At 43.4% G+C, this 15,666-nt stretch carries 12 protein-coding genes and 2 rRNA genes; 3 read left to right on the top strand and 11 right to left on the bottom strand.

Annotated elements, in window-relative coordinates:
• Nucleotides 1-67 precede the first annotated feature (67 nt).
• Nucleotides 68-1,357, bottom strand: coding sequence for a hypothetical protein (locus FPL17_RS14370; protein ID WP_159885724.1), 1,290 nt, complete (start codon nucleotides 1,355-1,357; stop codon nucleotides 68-70).
• A 143-nt stretch (nucleotides 1,358-1,500) separates the two neighbouring features.
• The gene (gene ilvD, locus FPL17_RS14365) at nucleotides 1,501-3,330 is read right to left on the bottom strand and encodes a dihydroxy-acid dehydratase (protein ID WP_159885722.1); all 1,830 of its coding nucleotides are present in this window, start codon (nucleotides 3,328-3,330) and stop codon (nucleotides 1,501-1,503) included.
• A 210-nt stretch (nucleotides 3,331-3,540) separates the two neighbouring features.
• Between ilvD and fmt the strand changes: the two genes are divergently transcribed.
• On the top strand, nucleotides 3,541-4,503 hold the full coding sequence (gene fmt, locus FPL17_RS14360) for a methionyl-tRNA formyltransferase (protein ID WP_159885720.1): 963 nt from the start codon (nucleotides 3,541-3,543) through the stop codon (nucleotides 4,501-4,503).
• Nucleotides 4,500-5,807 (top strand): 16S rRNA (cytosine(967)-C(5))-methyltransferase RsmB, encoded by a 1,308-nt coding sequence (gene rsmB, locus FPL17_RS14355; RefSeq protein WP_159885718.1) that lies wholly within the window; start codon nucleotides 4,500-4,502, stop codon nucleotides 5,805-5,807. Before fmt ends, rsmB begins: the two co-directional genes overlap by 4 nt.
• A gap of 42 nt (nucleotides 5,808-5,849) precedes the next feature.
• Here rsmB and FPL17_RS14350 read toward each other — a convergent pair whose 3' ends face one another.
• From FPL17_RS14350 to FPL17_RS14340, 3 genes are all read right to left on the bottom strand, one after another.
• A complete protein-coding gene (locus tag FPL17_RS14350; protein ID WP_159885716.1) occupies nucleotides 5,850-5,993 on the bottom strand; it encodes a methionine/alanine import family NSS transporter small subunit in 144 nt (47 codons plus the stop codon).
• A gap of 10 nt (nucleotides 5,994-6,003) precedes the next feature.
• Complete coding sequence (locus FPL17_RS14345; protein WP_005201740.1) at nucleotides 6,004-7,482, bottom strand: sodium-dependent transporter; 1,479 nt, start codon at nucleotides 7,480-7,482, stop codon at nucleotides 6,004-6,006.
• Nucleotides 7,483-7,858: 376 nt separating this feature from the next.
• Nucleotides 7,859-9,301: an aldehyde dehydrogenase family protein gene (locus FPL17_RS14340; protein ID WP_159885714.1), complete on the bottom strand. Its 1,443-nt coding sequence runs from the start codon at nucleotides 9,299-9,301 to the stop codon at nucleotides 7,859-7,861.
• 132 nt (nucleotides 9,302-9,433) lie between these two features.
• On the opposite strand from FPL17_RS14340, the gene FPL17_RS14335 reads away from it, so the two are divergent.
• Nucleotides 9,434-10,195, top strand: coding sequence for a TIGR04219 family outer membrane beta-barrel protein (locus FPL17_RS14335; protein ID WP_159885712.1), 762 nt, complete (start codon nucleotides 9,434-9,436; stop codon nucleotides 10,193-10,195).
• 290 nt (nucleotides 10,196-10,485) lie between these two features.
• On the opposite strand, the gene FPL17_RS14330 is transcribed toward FPL17_RS14335, so the two are convergent.
• The 6 genes from FPL17_RS14330 to FPL17_RS14305 all read right to left on the bottom strand — a co-directional run bounded on the left by FPL17_RS14330 (nucleotide 10,486) and on the right by FPL17_RS14305 (nucleotide 15,591).
• A complete protein-coding gene (locus FPL17_RS14330) occupies nucleotides 10,486-10,797 on the bottom strand; it encodes an ankyrin repeat domain-containing protein (RefSeq protein WP_159885710.1) in 312 nt (103 codons plus the stop codon).
• A 10-nt stretch (nucleotides 10,798-10,807) separates the two neighbouring features.
• A complete protein-coding gene (locus FPL17_RS14325) occupies nucleotides 10,808-11,308 on the bottom strand; it encodes a GNAT family N-acetyltransferase (RefSeq protein WP_159885708.1) in 501 nt (166 codons plus the stop codon).
• 51 nt (nucleotides 11,309-11,359) lie between these two features.
• Nucleotides 11,360-11,761: a cytidine deaminase gene (locus tag FPL17_RS14320; protein WP_005186224.1), complete on the bottom strand. Its 402-nt coding sequence runs from the start codon at nucleotides 11,759-11,761 to the stop codon at nucleotides 11,360-11,362.
• A gap of 34 nt (nucleotides 11,762-11,795) precedes the next feature.
• Nucleotides 11,796-12,260, bottom strand: coding sequence for a GNAT family N-acetyltransferase (locus FPL17_RS14315; protein WP_159885706.1), 465 nt, complete (start codon nucleotides 12,258-12,260; stop codon nucleotides 11,796-11,798).
• A 118-nt stretch (nucleotides 12,261-12,378) separates the two neighbouring features.
• Nucleotides 12,379-12,493, bottom strand: a 5S ribosomal RNA gene (rrf, locus tag FPL17_RS14310).
• Between the two features lie 205 nt (nucleotides 12,494-12,698).
• Nucleotides 12,699-15,591, bottom strand: a 23S ribosomal RNA gene (locus FPL17_RS14305).
• Nucleotides 15,592-15,666 lie beyond the last annotated feature (75 nt).

The raw sequence follows: 15,666 nt of genomic DNA, 5'->3' as shown, positions 1-15,666 counted from the left end.
TCTTGCATCGGAGTTATGCTACGAAAAAAATGGACGCTTGCCCTATCCTTATTTTTAGAAGCAGGCCTCAGGCAGAGCTTGAGGCTGTTTTATATTTATCTTCCAGAACATTGCTGATAATGCTTTCAATCATCCAAACCCGATACAGGCTATTAAAAACGTAGCTCTGTCCGTCTATGCGTAATTCCAGTACAGGAAAATCAGGCTGATGCTTTTGCTGACACAGTTCATCATTCTGTTTCAGTAATGTCTCCACATCTTGCTCAGTGATTTGTCCAATCTCTAAACGCTTTTGCATCCGTTGAAAATGAGCCTTAAACGACAAGTCTTTACCACGCGTCCATACCCCTTCAAAAATCTGATGGATACAATCCACCTGCTGTTCCTCAGGCACGCTATAAAACAGTCGTGCCATTTCATAAGTCGCTTCTTTGGTTGGACGGCAGAATGGGGTAAATGCCACTTGGGTACGCTTGGAAACACGCGTCGCCAGACTCCAGTCAAACCAGTCTCGCCCGTGATAACTCAAGGGGTAGACCTTCAACTGGATATTATAATAATTGGCCAGCTCTTCTTTGATATAGGCCAATAACAACCAACTCATAGGATCTTCAAGCGCAATATACAAATCTAACTCAGGATGCAAAGCTTGGACTTCTGCTAATGCCTCACCATCATTAATCAGATGCTCACGCCATTCGATATGATTGATCAAGAAAATTGGATTTCCTGTTAGTAATTTTTGTTGTTTCAGACGGCGGGTCAAACGGAGTAAGTCATCAACGGCCTGATATTTACGTTCACCAAACTCGAAATAACTGGCCGCAACAGGCACATCTTTAAAAATACGTTCAGGATAATCTTGAGGGCTTTGATGCTGACTCGCCATTGCATACAAGGTACGCAATTTTCCATATTGTTGCTGCCATAGCATATGGAACACATCTTCAAGCAAATGTAAGAAGTTCTGTTCTCTTAACGGAGTATTTCTAAGAATGGTTTCAGCTTGTTGTAATGCTTCTGCGCTTGGAATTTCAGGGGTGTCATCAAAGCCAAAACGATGTTGCTTGGCGAGAATTTTGGCGTCATTTAGACAATAGCTTTGCCAATCCTGCGTGGACATCTCGTTCGGAGGTTCTGCGTCTTGCCTCGAAATAATCACTTTTAAAGGTTTCAGCTCATCACTCAAAATTTCATTGAGCTGATCCAATTGTTGTACCGCAAGATAGCTATAAACATCGTCCAGACGCAGGTAAATACTTAAACCCTGTTCCGTGGGTAACACCGCCTGCCGCGAAGGTTTCTGATAGAACCAACTCGATCGGATCGGGTCAAACCAACGACGTAACAAAGACATGTCGATAGCCTCTAATGGTCATAAATTTATAAATGGAAAAGTTTTCTCAAGCTTGGATTGGAACAAGTGAGTCAATAAGTGTATTCAGTATCTTATAAAATAACAAAAAAGTCCCTCTTAATTGAAAGAGGGACTCAAAGGGATTACAAAACTCGTACTGCGCCTTTGGCTGCACTGGTCGAATGCATTGCGTAAATCTTCAATGATTTAGACACTTTACGTTTACGCTCTTCTGCTGGATGCCAACCTTTTGCTTCCTGAACAGTGCGACGATGTGCCATAGTCGCATCATCAACATTCAAATGAATGGTACGGTTTGGAATATCAATTTCAATGGTATCGCCATCTTCAACCAAACCAATCGCACCACCTTCTGCTGCTTCTGGAGAAACGTGACCAATCGACAAACCTGACGAACCGCCCGAGAAACGACCATCGGTAATCAAGGCACAGTCTTTACCTAGACCTTTCGACTTCAAGTAACTGGTTGGATACAACATTTCTTGCATCCCTGGTCCACCACGTGGTCCTTCGTAACGAATCACCACGATATCGCCCGCAACGATTTTATGATCCAAAATCGCTTCAACCGCTGCATCTTGGCTTTCAAAAACGCGTGCTGTACCTGTAAATTTAAGAATCGACTCATCTACACCTGCTGTTTTTACGATACAGCCATCTAGAGCGATGTTGCCGTAAAGAACTGCTAAACCACCGTCTTTAGAGAAAGCATGTTCAGCATTACGAATCACGCCTTTCTCACGGTCACCATCCAAAGTTGAATAATAACGGTTTTGCGAGAATGCCACTTGCGTTGGAATACCCCCCGGAGACGAGCGATAGAATTCATAAACGTCCGAATCTTCTGTACGGATAATATCCCACTTGTCTAATGCATCTTTTAGGGTTGGTTCATGCACGGTTGGACATGAGGTATTGAGCAAGTTGGCACGATCAAGTTCACCCAAGATTGCCATGATGCCACCTGCACGGTGTACATCTTCCATATGCACGTCTTGTTTTGCTGGAGCAACTTTTGACAATACTGGAACTTGACGAGACAAACGGTCGATATCATCCATGGTGAAATCAACTTCAGCTTCATGTGCAGCCGCAAGTAAGTGCAATACGGTATTGGTTGAACCACCCATCGCGATATCAAGCGTCATGGCATTTTCAAATGCGGCTTTGGTTGCGATTGAACGTGGCAAGATGCTGTCATCATTTTGTTCGTAGTAGCGTTTCGCTAGTTCAACCACTAAACGACCTGCTCTTAAGAATAATTTTTCACGGTTGGCATGCGTCGCAACGATTGAACCATTGCCCGGTAAAGATAAACCTAAAGCTTCGGTTAAGCAGTTCATTGAGTTAGCCGTGAACATCCCTGAACATGAACCACAAGTAGGACATGCTGAACGTTCAAACGCAGCAACTTCTTCATCGGTATAGCTTTCGTCTGCTGCAACCACCATGGCATCAACAAGGTCAATCGCCTTTTCATCACCACGGAATTTGACTTTACCCGCTTCCATTGGACCACCAGATACGAATACCACTGGGATATTCAAGCGCATCGCAGCCATTAGCATTCCTGGTGTGATCTTGTCACAGTTCGAGATACACACCATTGCATCCGCGCAATGAGCATTGACCATGTATTCCACAGAATCGGCAATCAAATCACGTGATGGCAGTGAATACAGCATCCCGTCATGGCCCATGGCAATGCCGTCATCGACAGCAATGGTATTAAATTCTTTTGCCACACCACCAGAAGCTTCAATTTCTCTCGCAACAAGTTGACCTAAATCTTTAAGATGCACGTGACCTGGAACAAATTGGGTAAATGAGTTGACCACCGCAATAATTGGTTTGCCAAAATCTTCATCTTTCATACCGGTCGCACGCCATAAACCACGCGCGCCAGCCATATTTCTTCCATGTGTTGATGTTTTCGAACGATAATCAGGCATTTTGTATTCCCAACAAGTGTGTGCTCGAGAAGAATAGGACATTCTCTCTGGCGAAATGATACTGAGCTCTCTGCATCATACTACAAGTTATCGTTTAACAGATGACCAACAGGCCTATCTTTTTTTGCACAAAAGCAATTCAGGCGGTGAATTAGGGACTCGTCGCTTTTTCGCTTATAATTTGAGATAAGTTTTATTTGGATTCCATTTGTGAAAATCATTTTTGCTGGTACGCCTGAATTTGCGGCAACCGCATTGGCGGCATTATTAAAAACATCCCACCAGATTATTGCTGTTTATACTCAACCTGACCGTAAATCAGGACGCGGGCAAAAATTAACACCTTCTCCTGTTAAACAATTAGCACTTGAGCACGGTTTAGCTGTTTATCAACCTTTGAACTTTAAAGCATCTACGGAAGAAGGCTTGGCCGCTCGACAAGAGCTTGCAGCACTTGGCGCAGATGTGATGGTGGTTGCAGCCTATGGCTTGATTTTACCGCAAGCCGTTTTGGATACACCGAAATACGGTTGTTTAAATATCCATGGTTCATTGCTACCACGCTGGCGTGGTGCTGCCCCGATTCAACGTGCCATTGCCACAGGGGATGCTGAAACTGGCATTACCATCATGCAAATGGCTGCAGGTTTAGATACTGGCGATATGATGTATAAAACCTATTGCCCAATTACTGCGGAAGATACCACTGCCAGCTTACATGACAAATTGGCTGTTCAAGGTGCAGAAGCGATTTGTACGGTACTTGAATCCGAACAAAGCTTACAGGATTTTATTGAAAAACGTGAAGTACAAGATGAAGCACTGACCGTTTATGCGCACAAATTAGTGAAAGCAGAAGCGCGTATCGATTGGACTGTAAATGCAGTTCAAATCGATCGTAATATTCGTGCCTTTAACCCTTGGCCAGTCGCTTTTATTCAGCTCGATGAAAACAATGCCTTACGTGTTTGGGGCTCAATGCTTTCTCAACATCAAAAAGCTGATGCACAAGTCGGTGAGATCCTTGCCATAGATAAACAAGGCGTACACGTTGCTTGTGGCGACAATAGCGCGGTGTGCTTAACCAGTTTGCAATGGCCAGGTGCTAAAGCCCTCAATCCAGTTCAAATTGCCCAAACCCAAAAATTACATCTTGGACAAATTCTCCCATGAGCCAATCGAATCAATCATCTGCAAAAAATTTGAATCTGCGTGCGCAGGTGGTCAAAACACTTTTGGCGGTTCAAAATGGGCAATCTTTGTCTTCCGTTTTGAATCAACATATCAATATCGTTTCTGAACGTGACCGTGGTTTATATCACGAGCTTACTTTAGGTTGTTTACGCCAATGGTATTCGTTAAAAGCCATTACCTTACCCTTGCTCACAAAACCATTAGACAATGAAGCCCTAGAAAGTTGTTTATACCTGGGTTTATATCAAATTTTATGTACGCGTATTCCAGTACATGCTGCGATTTCAGAAACTGTAAATGCGGCTAAGCAACTCGGTTTCGAGCCAATGAGTGGTTTGGTCAATGCGATTCTGCGCCGTGTTTCACGTGAAACAGATGAATTTCAAACCGCGTTGAATAATACCCATGGTTTACCAAGTTGGTTATTCAAGCGACTCAAAAAAGATTGGCCTGAGCAAGCAGAGTCTCTATGCCAAGCCTTAAAACAAGTCGCACCACTGACGTTGCGCATCAATGAACGCCAAGTCAGTCGTAACGAATATTTAGAGATTTTGGACGAAGAGCAGATTGATGCTCGTCCTTGCACGCTTTCAGATGTTGGTATTGTTCTAGAGCAAACGGGCAATATTACCCATTTACCGGGTTTTGAAGAAGGTGGTTTTTCTGTTCAAGATGAACATGCACAATTGTGCGCGACGCTTTTACCAAACTTGGATAACAAAGTTGTTGTCGATGCCTGTGCTGCACCGGGGGGTAAAACTGCGCATATTCTTGAGCGTTTTAACCCTAAAAAATTGATTGCGCTTGATCATGATGCCAAACGTTTACTGCGTGTTTCTGAAAATTTAGAACGTCTTGCCCTAGATCAGGACAAGGTTGAGATTATTACGGCTGATGCCACCACGTGGCAGGCACCAGAACCTGTCGATTGTATCGTGCTGGATGCACCTTGTTCTGCAACAGGCGTGATTCGTCGCCATCCCGATATTCGTCTGCTCAGACAGTCGACCGATATCGCACAAACGGCTGCGCTACAACAACAGATTTTGCAGCAGATGTGGCAACAGCTTAAAGTCGGCGGCACTTTGCTGTATATCACCTGCTCGATTCTAAAAGCTGAAAATGAGCAGCAAATGGCGGCATTCTTTGCAGCACATGCTGATGCAGAAGAAATCAAAATCGAAGCTGATTTGGGCATTGAACAGACCCATGGTCGTCAGTTGCTTCCATCTTCACACTCTGGTGATGGTTTCTATTATTGCCAAATTAAAAAATTGGCATAATAAAAAAAGCAGGCTTAAAGCCTGCTTTTTTTAAATCTATTTTTAAAGCGTATGCTGATCTTTGACTTCTTCCAGAACGTCATCGAGTTCTTCTGGGTTTTTGGATAAGTGCAGAATAGACAATGCTAAACCGCCCCATAAAAACACCATTGAAATCACCATCATTACGATTGCTGAAGTATTCATATTTGTTCTCCTAGCGATCTTTGATTCGGCTGAGTACAATTGCAACGACAGCACAGAAAATCACGCTACCCCATCCAAAAATGCCTTGTAAGCTCATGCTATAACTATCGTAACCGTTTTTCACCAAGTTAAATACGGTCATGCTTAAGGTCGTTAACAAGATCAACGATGTGATCACCGTTAAAGTGAAATCCCAACCTTTGCCCAATTGAATCGTCGAAATACGATTCACATGATCACGCAGTTCACGCAAGGCAGAACGTTTAAACCAAGCAATACTAATAATCGAGATCAATGCACCACCAATAATACCGATGTTATTGATGAAGTGATCGACGATATCTACTAGTTTAATCGCATTCACACTAGAGAATAAGATCACTGAAACAAGTGCACTACCACCACCAATAATCGTTACAGCTTTGGTACGGCCCCATTTCAACTTGTCCTGCATTGCAGCAATCGGCACTTCCAAAATACTTACCATGGAAGAGATACCTGCAACAAACAGCGAAGAGAAGAATAAGAAACCAAATAAATCTGCACCCGCACCTAAACTTGAAATAATTTTAGGGAATGCGATGAATGCTAGACCAATACCACCACTCACAACATCGTGTACTTCTTTACCTGCCGCATGTGCCATAAAGCCCAACGCAGCAAAAATACCAATACCCGCCAAAATCTCTGTTGATGCATTAGCAAAACCAACGATCAAGCCTGAACCGGTTAAGTTGGTTTTAGGTTTTAAGTAAGAGGCATACGTCACCATGATCCCGAAGCCAACAGACAACGAGAAGAAAGTATGACCATAGGCAGCTAACCAAACTTTATAGTTCATCATCGCTGACCAGTTCGGAGTAAAGAATGCATTTAAGCCTTCTACCGCACCAGGTAAACGTAATGACTGAATCACAAGAACCGTAAACAAAACAAATAACAACGGCATGAAAATCTTATTGGATAATTCAACGCCCTTCTTAACACCGCCATACAAAATGATTAAGGTCAGTGCCCAAATCCCAACGATAGGCCAGAACAAATGACTCACGAATTGTAGATCGAAGCCAGTTGCTTTCGAAGTCTGCAAATAAGTATTGAAGAAGAAGCTTTCTGGGTCACTGCCCCACGCCTGACCAATTGAGAAGTAGACATAACTACCTGCCCAAGTTAGTACGCTGGCATAGTACAAACCAATGATGATACAGACACAGACTTGCCACCAACCGAGTGTCTCACCGCCTTTAAATAGCGCACGATATGCTTTTGGTGGTGAATTACGCGCACGATGACCTGTTGCATAATCCAAGAATAAAAGAGGTAAACCAGCGGTAATCAACGCCAGTAAATAAGGGATAAGAAACGCCCCACCGCCATTTTCATAAGCAACGTAAGGGAAACGCCAAATGTTACCTAAACCTACAGCTGAACCAACAGCTGCAATAATAAAACCAGATCGTGATGTCCAGTTTTCACGAGAATCTGCCATAAAACACCTAAATTGTCCTGCTGGCCGTTCCATGCTGCCCTAGGTTTTTATTATCCAACAGACATGAAAAGTGCCATAAAAAATCTTGTTTTGCTTGCATGAAATTTCAACCTTGTGGGTCTCCGTTTACATGGACAAACAAAGCAAAAACCAAACCATCTTCCTTAAAGATTGGGCTTTGTTTTTCTGCTTTTAATAGCCGAACAATACCTGTTTTTATTTCTTTTTACTGTAAATTCTGAAAAAAAAGTCATCTTTTTTGAACAACTGATTATTTTTCAACAGACTGTAATTTTGACCTTGCAGTCAACTTATAAAAATCAAGTACATAAAACAATCAAGCGAAGCTTGAACTTCGCTTGGGCCACAATCTTTTTTATTGTTTAATGGCTAATAATCTTTCCTCTTGCATATCCCGAATCGCAGAATGAATCCCTTCTCGACCTAGGCCAGAATCCTTCACACCGCCATAAGGCATATTATCGACACGGAAAGTCGGGACATCGTTAATAATCACACCTCCAACATGTAAATGGTCCCATGCATACAGCATTTTATTGAGATTTTGCGTATATACACCTGCCTGCAAACCAAAACGGCTTTGGTTAATCGTGGCAATGCCCTGCTCAAAATCTTTGAATTTTTCTAAGATCGCGACAGGGCCAAAGGCTTCATCCTTATAAATTTCTAGCTTGGCATCTACATTTTCCAACAAAGTGGGTTCAAATAGCATGCCTTGTAAACTTCCTCCTATCAGTATTTTTGCTCCTTTCTTCTCTGCTTTATCCAACCATTTTTTCAAGCGAACAGCTTCAGCTTCCTTAATCATCGGACCAACCACAGTACTACTTAAACTTGGGTCATCTGCCTTGATTTTCTTCAATTTTGCGATGAGTTTCTTTTTCAGGTCAGCATAGATATCTGCATGTACTAAAATCCGCTGCACACTAATACATACTTGTCCTGCATGCCCATAAGCCGCAGCAATTAAGCGGTCAATTAAAGCATCATCAATCACGGTATCCACATCGATCAGAACCGCAGCATTGCCACCAAGCTCCAAAGTCACTTTCTTGCGACCTGCACGTGCTTTCATATCCCAGCCGACCTGATCTGACCCAGTAAAGCTGAGTAATTTAAAGCGGTCATCGGTCACTAGAATATCTGCTGCTTGGCGGTCACATGGCAATACCGACCATGAACCTTTTGGAAGGTCTGTTTCCGCCAAAACCTTGGCAATCATTAAAGCACTGATTGGGGTCAAGCTTGCAGGTTTCAGCACGAATGGGCAACCTGCTGCAATTGCAGGTGCAATCTTATGAGCGACCAGATTTAAAGGGAAATTAAATGGACTAATTAAGGAAATCGCACCGATTGGCACCTTTTTGACCATGCCACGAAAACGTGCGGCAGCAGGCGTGACCGCCAATGGCAGCATACGACCATCATCAAGTTGCGTGACTGCATCTGCTGCCAATTGGAAGGTATTAATCAGACGTTCCACTTCTGCACTGGCTGCACCACGAGGTTTACCGCCTTCAGCAATCAGAATCTCAGTGAGTTGCTCACGTAATTCATTAAAGCGTTTTACACAATGCAGCAAGATTTGCTGTTTTTGAAAAGGCTTGAGTGCTGCCATTTCCGCTTCTGCTTTTACCGAAGCCGAAATGGCTTTTTCTAGGACCTTAGCGTCAGCCAATGCCACACGCGCATAGACCGTATTTCGATACTTATCATGCACTTCTAACCATTGCCCTGTGGTAACAGCCTTTCCTGCTACATACAACGGGTAATCCAGCACGCTTAATGTATCTGTCATTATTATCGATTCCTTTATAAAAATTTAAAATTAGACTACTGCATATTTCCCAAGATCACTATATGATTCGCCCATTCGCTGATGAATTCACAACAATTCATTACGGTTTTTGATACTTATTAGGACAATCCAATGAAAATATTAAAAATATCAATGCTGGCTTTAGGGACAAGCTTTTGTGGTGTAGCGCAAGCAGATTTAATTGGTGTAAAAGCTGATGCGAGTTATTGGTTTTATGATGGGAAAACAAAAGTTCAACCAAAATCAAATACTTCATCATTATCAAATCAAACAGGTGTGAACGACCTTTTATTAAATCCTTACGCAGGTCTTTCAGCACCTGAAGAAAATTTAGATCGTAAAGGTTCTGCACAAATTTCGCTTGCATTTGAACACCCGATTCCACTGATTCCAAATGCAAAAATTCGCTATGTGAATTTAAAATCGCAAACGGAAAATGAAGTTGCGGGTCAGCCAGTTTATGATTTGAATATCGATCATACCGACTTCATTTTGTATTATGAAATCCTAGACACCATCGTAAATGCAGATGTTGGTTTGGGTGCAACCAACCTGAATGGTGATGTAAAAACACTAGGCTTAAGCAAAACAGATATCGATAAAACAGTTCCTGTCATTTATGGTTCTGCAGGCGTAAAACTACCTTTCACAGGTTTAAGTGCCAAAGCTGAATTGTTATATAGCAACTTTAACGACGCTAAAATCACTGATGCACAAGCTGAATTACAATACAACTTTATTGATAACTTGTTGGTCGATGTTGGTTTAAAAGCAGGTTACCGCATCCTCGATATCAAGCTAGATGATTACGAAAAAAATGACCTTAAATTTAACTTTAAGGGTCCTTATATTGGTTTAGATATTCATTTCTAAGACTTGAATGAAACAAAAACGGAATCCAGAGATTCCGTTTTTTATAGCGCATCATTTCATCAATCTCTATTCATGTACGCCAAAACCTACAACAATCGCAGAGATTGACGAATATCCCAATACAAACTTTTCGCCTATCATACAAATCATAGAGAGACAGGAAGTCTCATTGAGAATAATAAAACACACAGGACGTGGTCGTTAATAGGATATCAACGACATAAACTGAATATGAAGAAGCCCCGTCAGGATGATGGGGCTTCTTTTTATCTATCATTTTTCAAAGCAATTTAAAGACTTTTAAGATACGCAATCACTTCGCTATGCTCTGCCATTTCAGCAAGCTGTAGGGCCGTGTATTCGCCTTTATACGTCACATTTGCACCCTTACACACCAACAGCTTCACTACGGCCAAATGATCATTCTCAGCAGCAGCCTGTAATGCACTATAACCATCATCATCGGTCTGGTTTGGATTTGCCCCCTCTGCCAATAATTGCTCTACTTGTTCCACATCACCAAGAGATGCCCAATACACCAGCTCAGGAAGATGTAGTTCTTCATCATCTTCAGGCAGTGGTGAAAAAGAGTTAAGTTTCATTTAGTTCCTCTCATTTAAAAGTTAGCGGTCTCTCCATAACAATTACGGGAGCAACATATTCACTGAGTTCTTTACGATAAAGTTCTACAAAACCTTCCTTTGACCAAAATGCAAATGCAGGTTCATTTGATTCAACCACTGCAATTCTCAACCGATCACATTCCCAAGCATTAGTAAGACCCGAAATAAAATTGACTGCTTGCGAGCCATAGCCTAAACCTTGATGAGACTCTATAAATAATAGCAGTCCAATAAATACTATTGATGACTCGGGATAACCTTGCAGAATATCAATACAACCAATCATCTGTTCTTTATGATAAATCGCGTAAAAAAACTTTGCAGTAAATGGATGTCCACTAGGTACAGCTTTTAGATCGTTTCGAGCAGCATTTTTCTCTGCGCTATATCCTTGAATGAGTTTAAAATAATTTGGAGTAGCCTCAAATACAGCTTGAATACTGGCTATATCAGTTTCATTATCAGAGCAGAGAAGACGATAACTCAGCATATACTTAATATCCTGATTCTTTAAACACGAATAGCTTTTCCTTATACCGCATTAAAGCTGTACCCCATTCACAATCGACCAATGATAGGGCATCAGTTCTCTTAAGGGTTTAAATAATAATTTGTTCTCAGCTGTACTTACTGCGACTAGAACATCGCCACCCCAATAGGAAAGACGCTCTTGGCAGATCCCACAAGGCGTTAAAATTAGAATGTTTGAATGTTCCGACTCTCTACATATACAGAGGGAATGTGTAATTTTTTCATTGATTTTATGTGCCTCCAAGCACGCCCCAACTTCCATACAAAGTGATAAAGCATCATTTCCTGTTTCAGGAGCAACACTAATCAAAATTTTGCCACTCTCTGTGGCTAGTGCAGCAACACCACCCCAGCCTGTAGGATAACGGCTCTCCATAAAGACTTTCGCAGCTTGAAATAACTTTTGTTCCATCTTATCTCCAAACAAAGTCATAACTTCGTAATTCTTATTGTTGATATCTCATAATTGTTACTTCTACCGTATGATGATTGGCTTGATGCAGCACTTTAAAACCATGTCTTTGATATAGTGAAATATTATGGCTTTCACATTGTAAATAAAGCATGGTTACACCTAATTCTTTAGCTTTTTCTTTTGCCATACTAATCATTCTGCTTGCAACACCTTGTCCTCGCCATAAAGGATCAACAAAAATCCCACCGATCCAATGCTCATATTCTGGATAGTTTTTATTCTCTCGTAGCTTAAGTTCTAAGGCACCAATCAATTCATTTTCATGATGAGCTACGATTGCTAAAGGAATAACATCACGATTAGCTGCTTTTTCCAACACCTTTTGGCGCATCATTTCTTCGGTAATCTGTAAAGAGAAATAAGCCCATTCGTTATAGTACCACTTTGCAATTTTTCCAATTGCTTCTGGGTGATCTACGAGCAAAGAAATTTTCATCGTGTTGTTAATTTTGAGAATGATTTAACCGATTTTAGCCAATTTCTTCTACCTATTTTCTTTCATGCCATAAAAAACACCCCAACCTCTCACGAGATTGGGGTGTTTCTAATTTAAAAGCTGGCGATGACTTACTCTCACATGGCAAGTGCCACACTACCATCAGCGCTAAGAGGTTTCACTTCTGAGTTCGGGAAGGGATCAGGTGGTTCACTCTTGCTATTGTCGCCAGCAAACTGTTGTGGTGCTTTCGGGTCTTATTCACGATGTATTCATCGTATGCCTTACTTACGGTCCAAAGAGTTATTAACGGATTAGATTATTGAGTCGAAGTTTATTGCTTAGCAATCACTAAATCAAGTTCTTTGTTCAAGATCAGGTTTAACTGATCTTTTATGAATCGATTATCAGCTTTACATACAACTGCTTGGGTGTTGTATAGTCAAGCCTCACGAGCAATTAGTATTGGTCAGCTTCACACGTCACCGTGCTTCCACACCCAACCTATCAACGTCCTAGTCTCGAACGGCTCTTTAGAGGAATAAATTCCTAGGGAAATCTTATCTTGAGGTAGGCTTCCCGCTTAGATGCTTTCAGCGGTTATCCCTTCCGAACATAGCTACCCGGCGATGCGACTGGCGTCACAACCGGTACACCAGAGGTTCGTCCACTCTGGTCCTCTCGTACTAGGAGCAGATCCTCTCAAATTTCCAGCGCCCACGGTAGATAGGGACCGAACTGTCTCACGACGTTCTAAACCCAGCTCGCGTACCTCTTTAAATGGCGAACAGCCATACCCTTGGGACCTGCTTCAGCCCCAGGATGAGATGAGCCGACATCGAGGTGCCAAACACCGCCGTCGATATGAACTCTTGGGCGGTATCAGCCTGTTATCCCCAGAGTACCTTTTATCCGTTGAGCGATGGCCCTTCCATACAGAACCACCGGATCACTAAGACCTACTTTCGTACCTGCTCGACTTGTGGGTCTCGCAGTTAAGCGCGCTTTTGCCTTTATACTCTACGCGTGATTTCCGACCACGCTGAGCGCACCTTCGTACTCCTCCGTTACTCTTTAGGAGGAGACCGCCCCAGTCAAACTACCCACCAGACATGGTCCTCGCCCCGGATTACGGGGCAGAGTTAGAACCTCAACATTACCAGGGTGGTATTTCAAGGACGGCTCCATTGGAACTAGCGTTCCAACTTCAAAGCCTCCCACCTATCCTACACAAGTAAGGTCAAAGTTCAATGTCAAGCTGCAGTAAAGGTTCACGGGGTCTTTCCGTCTAGCCGCGGGTACACCGCATCTTCACGGCGAATTCGATTTCACTGAGCCTCTGCTGGAGACAGCGCCGCCATCATTATGCCATTCGTGCAGGTCGGAACTTACCCGACAAGGAATTTCGCTACCTTAGGACCGTTATAGTTACGGCCGCCGTTTACTGGGGCTTCGATCAAGAGCTTCGCTTACGCTAACCCCATCAATTAACCTTCCAGCACCGGGCAGGCATCACACCCTATACGTCCACTTTCGTGTTTGCAGAGTGCTATGTTTTTAATAAACAGTTGCAGCGGCCTGGTTTCTGTGGCTGCCAATAGCTCAGGGAGCAAGTCCCATCACCGTCAGCAGCGTACCTTCTCCCGAAGTTACGGTACCATTTTGCCTAGTTCCTTCAGCAGAGTTCTCTCAAGCGCTTTGGTCTACTCGACCTGACCACCTGTGTCGGTTTCGGGTACGATTCCTGTGTAACTGAAGCTTAGAGACTTTTCCTGGAAGCATGGTATCAGCCACTTCACTGTACAAGTACAGCTTGCTATCAGCTCTCAGCATAGAGCACCCCGGATTTGCCTAAGATGCATGCCTACTGCCTTCCACCTGGACAACCAACGCCAGGCTGACTTAACCTTCTCCGTCCTCTCATCGCATTACACAGAAGTATTGGAATATTAACCAATTTCCCATCGACTACGCCTCTCGGCCTCGCCTTAGGGGTCGACTCACCCAGCCCCGATTAACGTTGGACTGGAACCCTTGGTCTTTCAGCGAACGGGTTTTTCACCCGTTTTGTCGTTACTCACGTCAGCATTCGCACTTCTGATACCTCCAGCATACTTCTCAATACACCTTCATCGGCTTACAGAACGCTCCCCTACCACTTACGCTAATGCGTAAATCCGCAGCTTCGGCACATAGTTTTAGCCCCGTTACATCTTCCGCGCAGGCCGACTCGACTAGTGAGCTATTACGCTTTCTTTAAAGGGTGGCTGCTTCTAAGCCAACCTCCTAGCTGTCTATGCCTTCCCACATCGTTTCCCACTTAACTATGATTTTGGGGCCTTAGCTGGCGGTCTGGATTGTTTTCCTCTTGACTACGGACGTTAGCACCCGCAGTCTGTCTCCCGGATAGTACTCATTGGTATTCGGAGTTTGCATCGGTTTGGTAAGTCGGGATGACCCCCTAGCCGAAACAGTGCTCTACCCCCAATGGTATTCGTCCGAGGCGCTACCTAAATAGCTTTCGGGGAGAACCAGCTATCACCAGGCTTGATTAGCCTTTCACCCCTATCCACAAGTCATCCCCTGGCTTTTCAACGACAGTGGGTTCGGTCCTCCAGTTAGTGTTACCCAACCTTCAACCTGCTCATGGATAGATCGCCTGGTTTCGGGTCTATACCCAGCAACTAAACGCCCTATTAAGACTCGATTTCTCTACGGCTCCCCTATTCGGTTAACCTCGCTACTGAATATAAGTCGCTGACCCATTATACAAAAGGTACGCAGTCACCGAACAAGTCGGCTCCCACTGCTTGTATGCATGCGGTTTCAGGATCTATTTCACTCCCCTCACAGGGGTTCTTTTCGCCTTTCCCTCACGGTACTGGTTCACTATCGGTCAGTCAGGAGTATTTAGCCTTGGAGGATGGTCCCCCCATATTCAGACAAGGTTTCACGTGCCTCGCCCTACTCGTCATCATTGTGTGTGCCCTTTCGTGTACGGGAATATCACCCTCTACGTTCGCACTTCCCAGAGCGTTCCACTAGAACACACACAACTTAATGGGCTGCTCCCCGTTCGCTCGCCGCTACTAAGGGAATCTCAATTGATTTCTTTTCCTAAGGGTACTGAGATGTTTCACTTCCCCTCGTTCGCTTCATAAGCCTATGTATTCAGCTTATGATACCCGCCTTATAGCGGGTGGGTTCCCCCATTCAGAAATCTCCGGATCAAAGGATATTTGCCGCCTCCCCGGAGCTTATCGCAGGCTATTACGTCTTTCATCGCCTCTGACTGCCAAGGCATCCACCACATGCACTTAATTACTTGACTATACAACCCCAAACAGTCGTTAACACATACAAGTGAGTGTTATCGTTGCAAACTTAATTGCTACCATCTGTTGTC

Origin of the sequence: Acinetobacter dispersus, assembly GCF_009884975.1 — a bacterium.
GTDB classification, from domain to species: domain Bacteria; phylum Pseudomonadota; class Gammaproteobacteria; order Pseudomonadales; family Moraxellaceae; genus Acinetobacter; species Acinetobacter dispersus.
The sequence above is the reverse complement of the archived record's forward strand: the minus strand, read 5'-3'. Positions and strand labels throughout refer to the sequence as shown.

What these genes read in the sequence shown, in the direction of transcription:
- FPL17_RS14330 (WP_159885710.1), bottom strand. Translation starts at nt 10,797, where the DNA reads ATGAAACTTAACTCTTTTTCACCACTGCCTGAAGATGATGAAGAACTA.
- FPL17_RS14320 (WP_005186224.1), bottom strand. Translation starts at nt 11,761, where the DNA reads ATGGAACAAAAGTTATTTCAAGCTGCGAAAGTCTTTATGGAGAGCCGT.
- FPL17_RS14315 (WP_159885706.1), bottom strand. Translation starts at nt 12,260, where the DNA reads ATGAAAATTTCTTTGCTCGTAGATCACCCAGAAGCAATTGGAAAAATT.
- FPL17_RS14370 (WP_159885724.1), bottom strand. Translation starts at nt 1,357, where the DNA reads ATGTCTTTGTTACGTCGTTGGTTTGACCCGATCCGATCGAGTTGGTTC.
- FPL17_RS14325 (WP_159885708.1), bottom strand. Translation starts at nt 11,308, where the DNA reads ATGCTGAGTTATCGTCTTCTCTGCTCTGATAATGAAACTGATATAGCC.
- FPL17_RS14340 (WP_159885714.1), bottom strand. Translation starts at nt 9,301, where the DNA reads ATGACAGATACATTAAGCGTGCTGGATTACCCGTTGTATGTAGCAGGA.
- rsmB (WP_159885718.1), top strand. Translation starts at nt 4,500, where the DNA reads ATGAGCCAATCGAATCAATCATCTGCAAAAAATTTGAATCTGCGTGCG.
- FPL17_RS14350 (WP_159885716.1), bottom strand. Translation starts at nt 5,993, where the DNA reads ATGAATACTTCAGCAATCGTAATGATGGTGATTTCAATGGTGTTTTTA.
- FPL17_RS14345 (WP_005201740.1), bottom strand. Translation starts at nt 7,482, where the DNA reads ATGGCAGATTCTCGTGAAAACTGGACATCACGATCTGGTTTTATTATT.
- ilvD (WP_159885722.1), bottom strand. Translation starts at nt 3,330, where the DNA reads ATGCCTGATTATCGTTCGAAAACATCAACACATGGAAGAAATATGGCT.
- FPL17_RS14335 (WP_159885712.1), top strand. Translation starts at nt 9,434, where the DNA reads ATGAAAATATTAAAAATATCAATGCTGGCTTTAGGGACAAGCTTTTGT.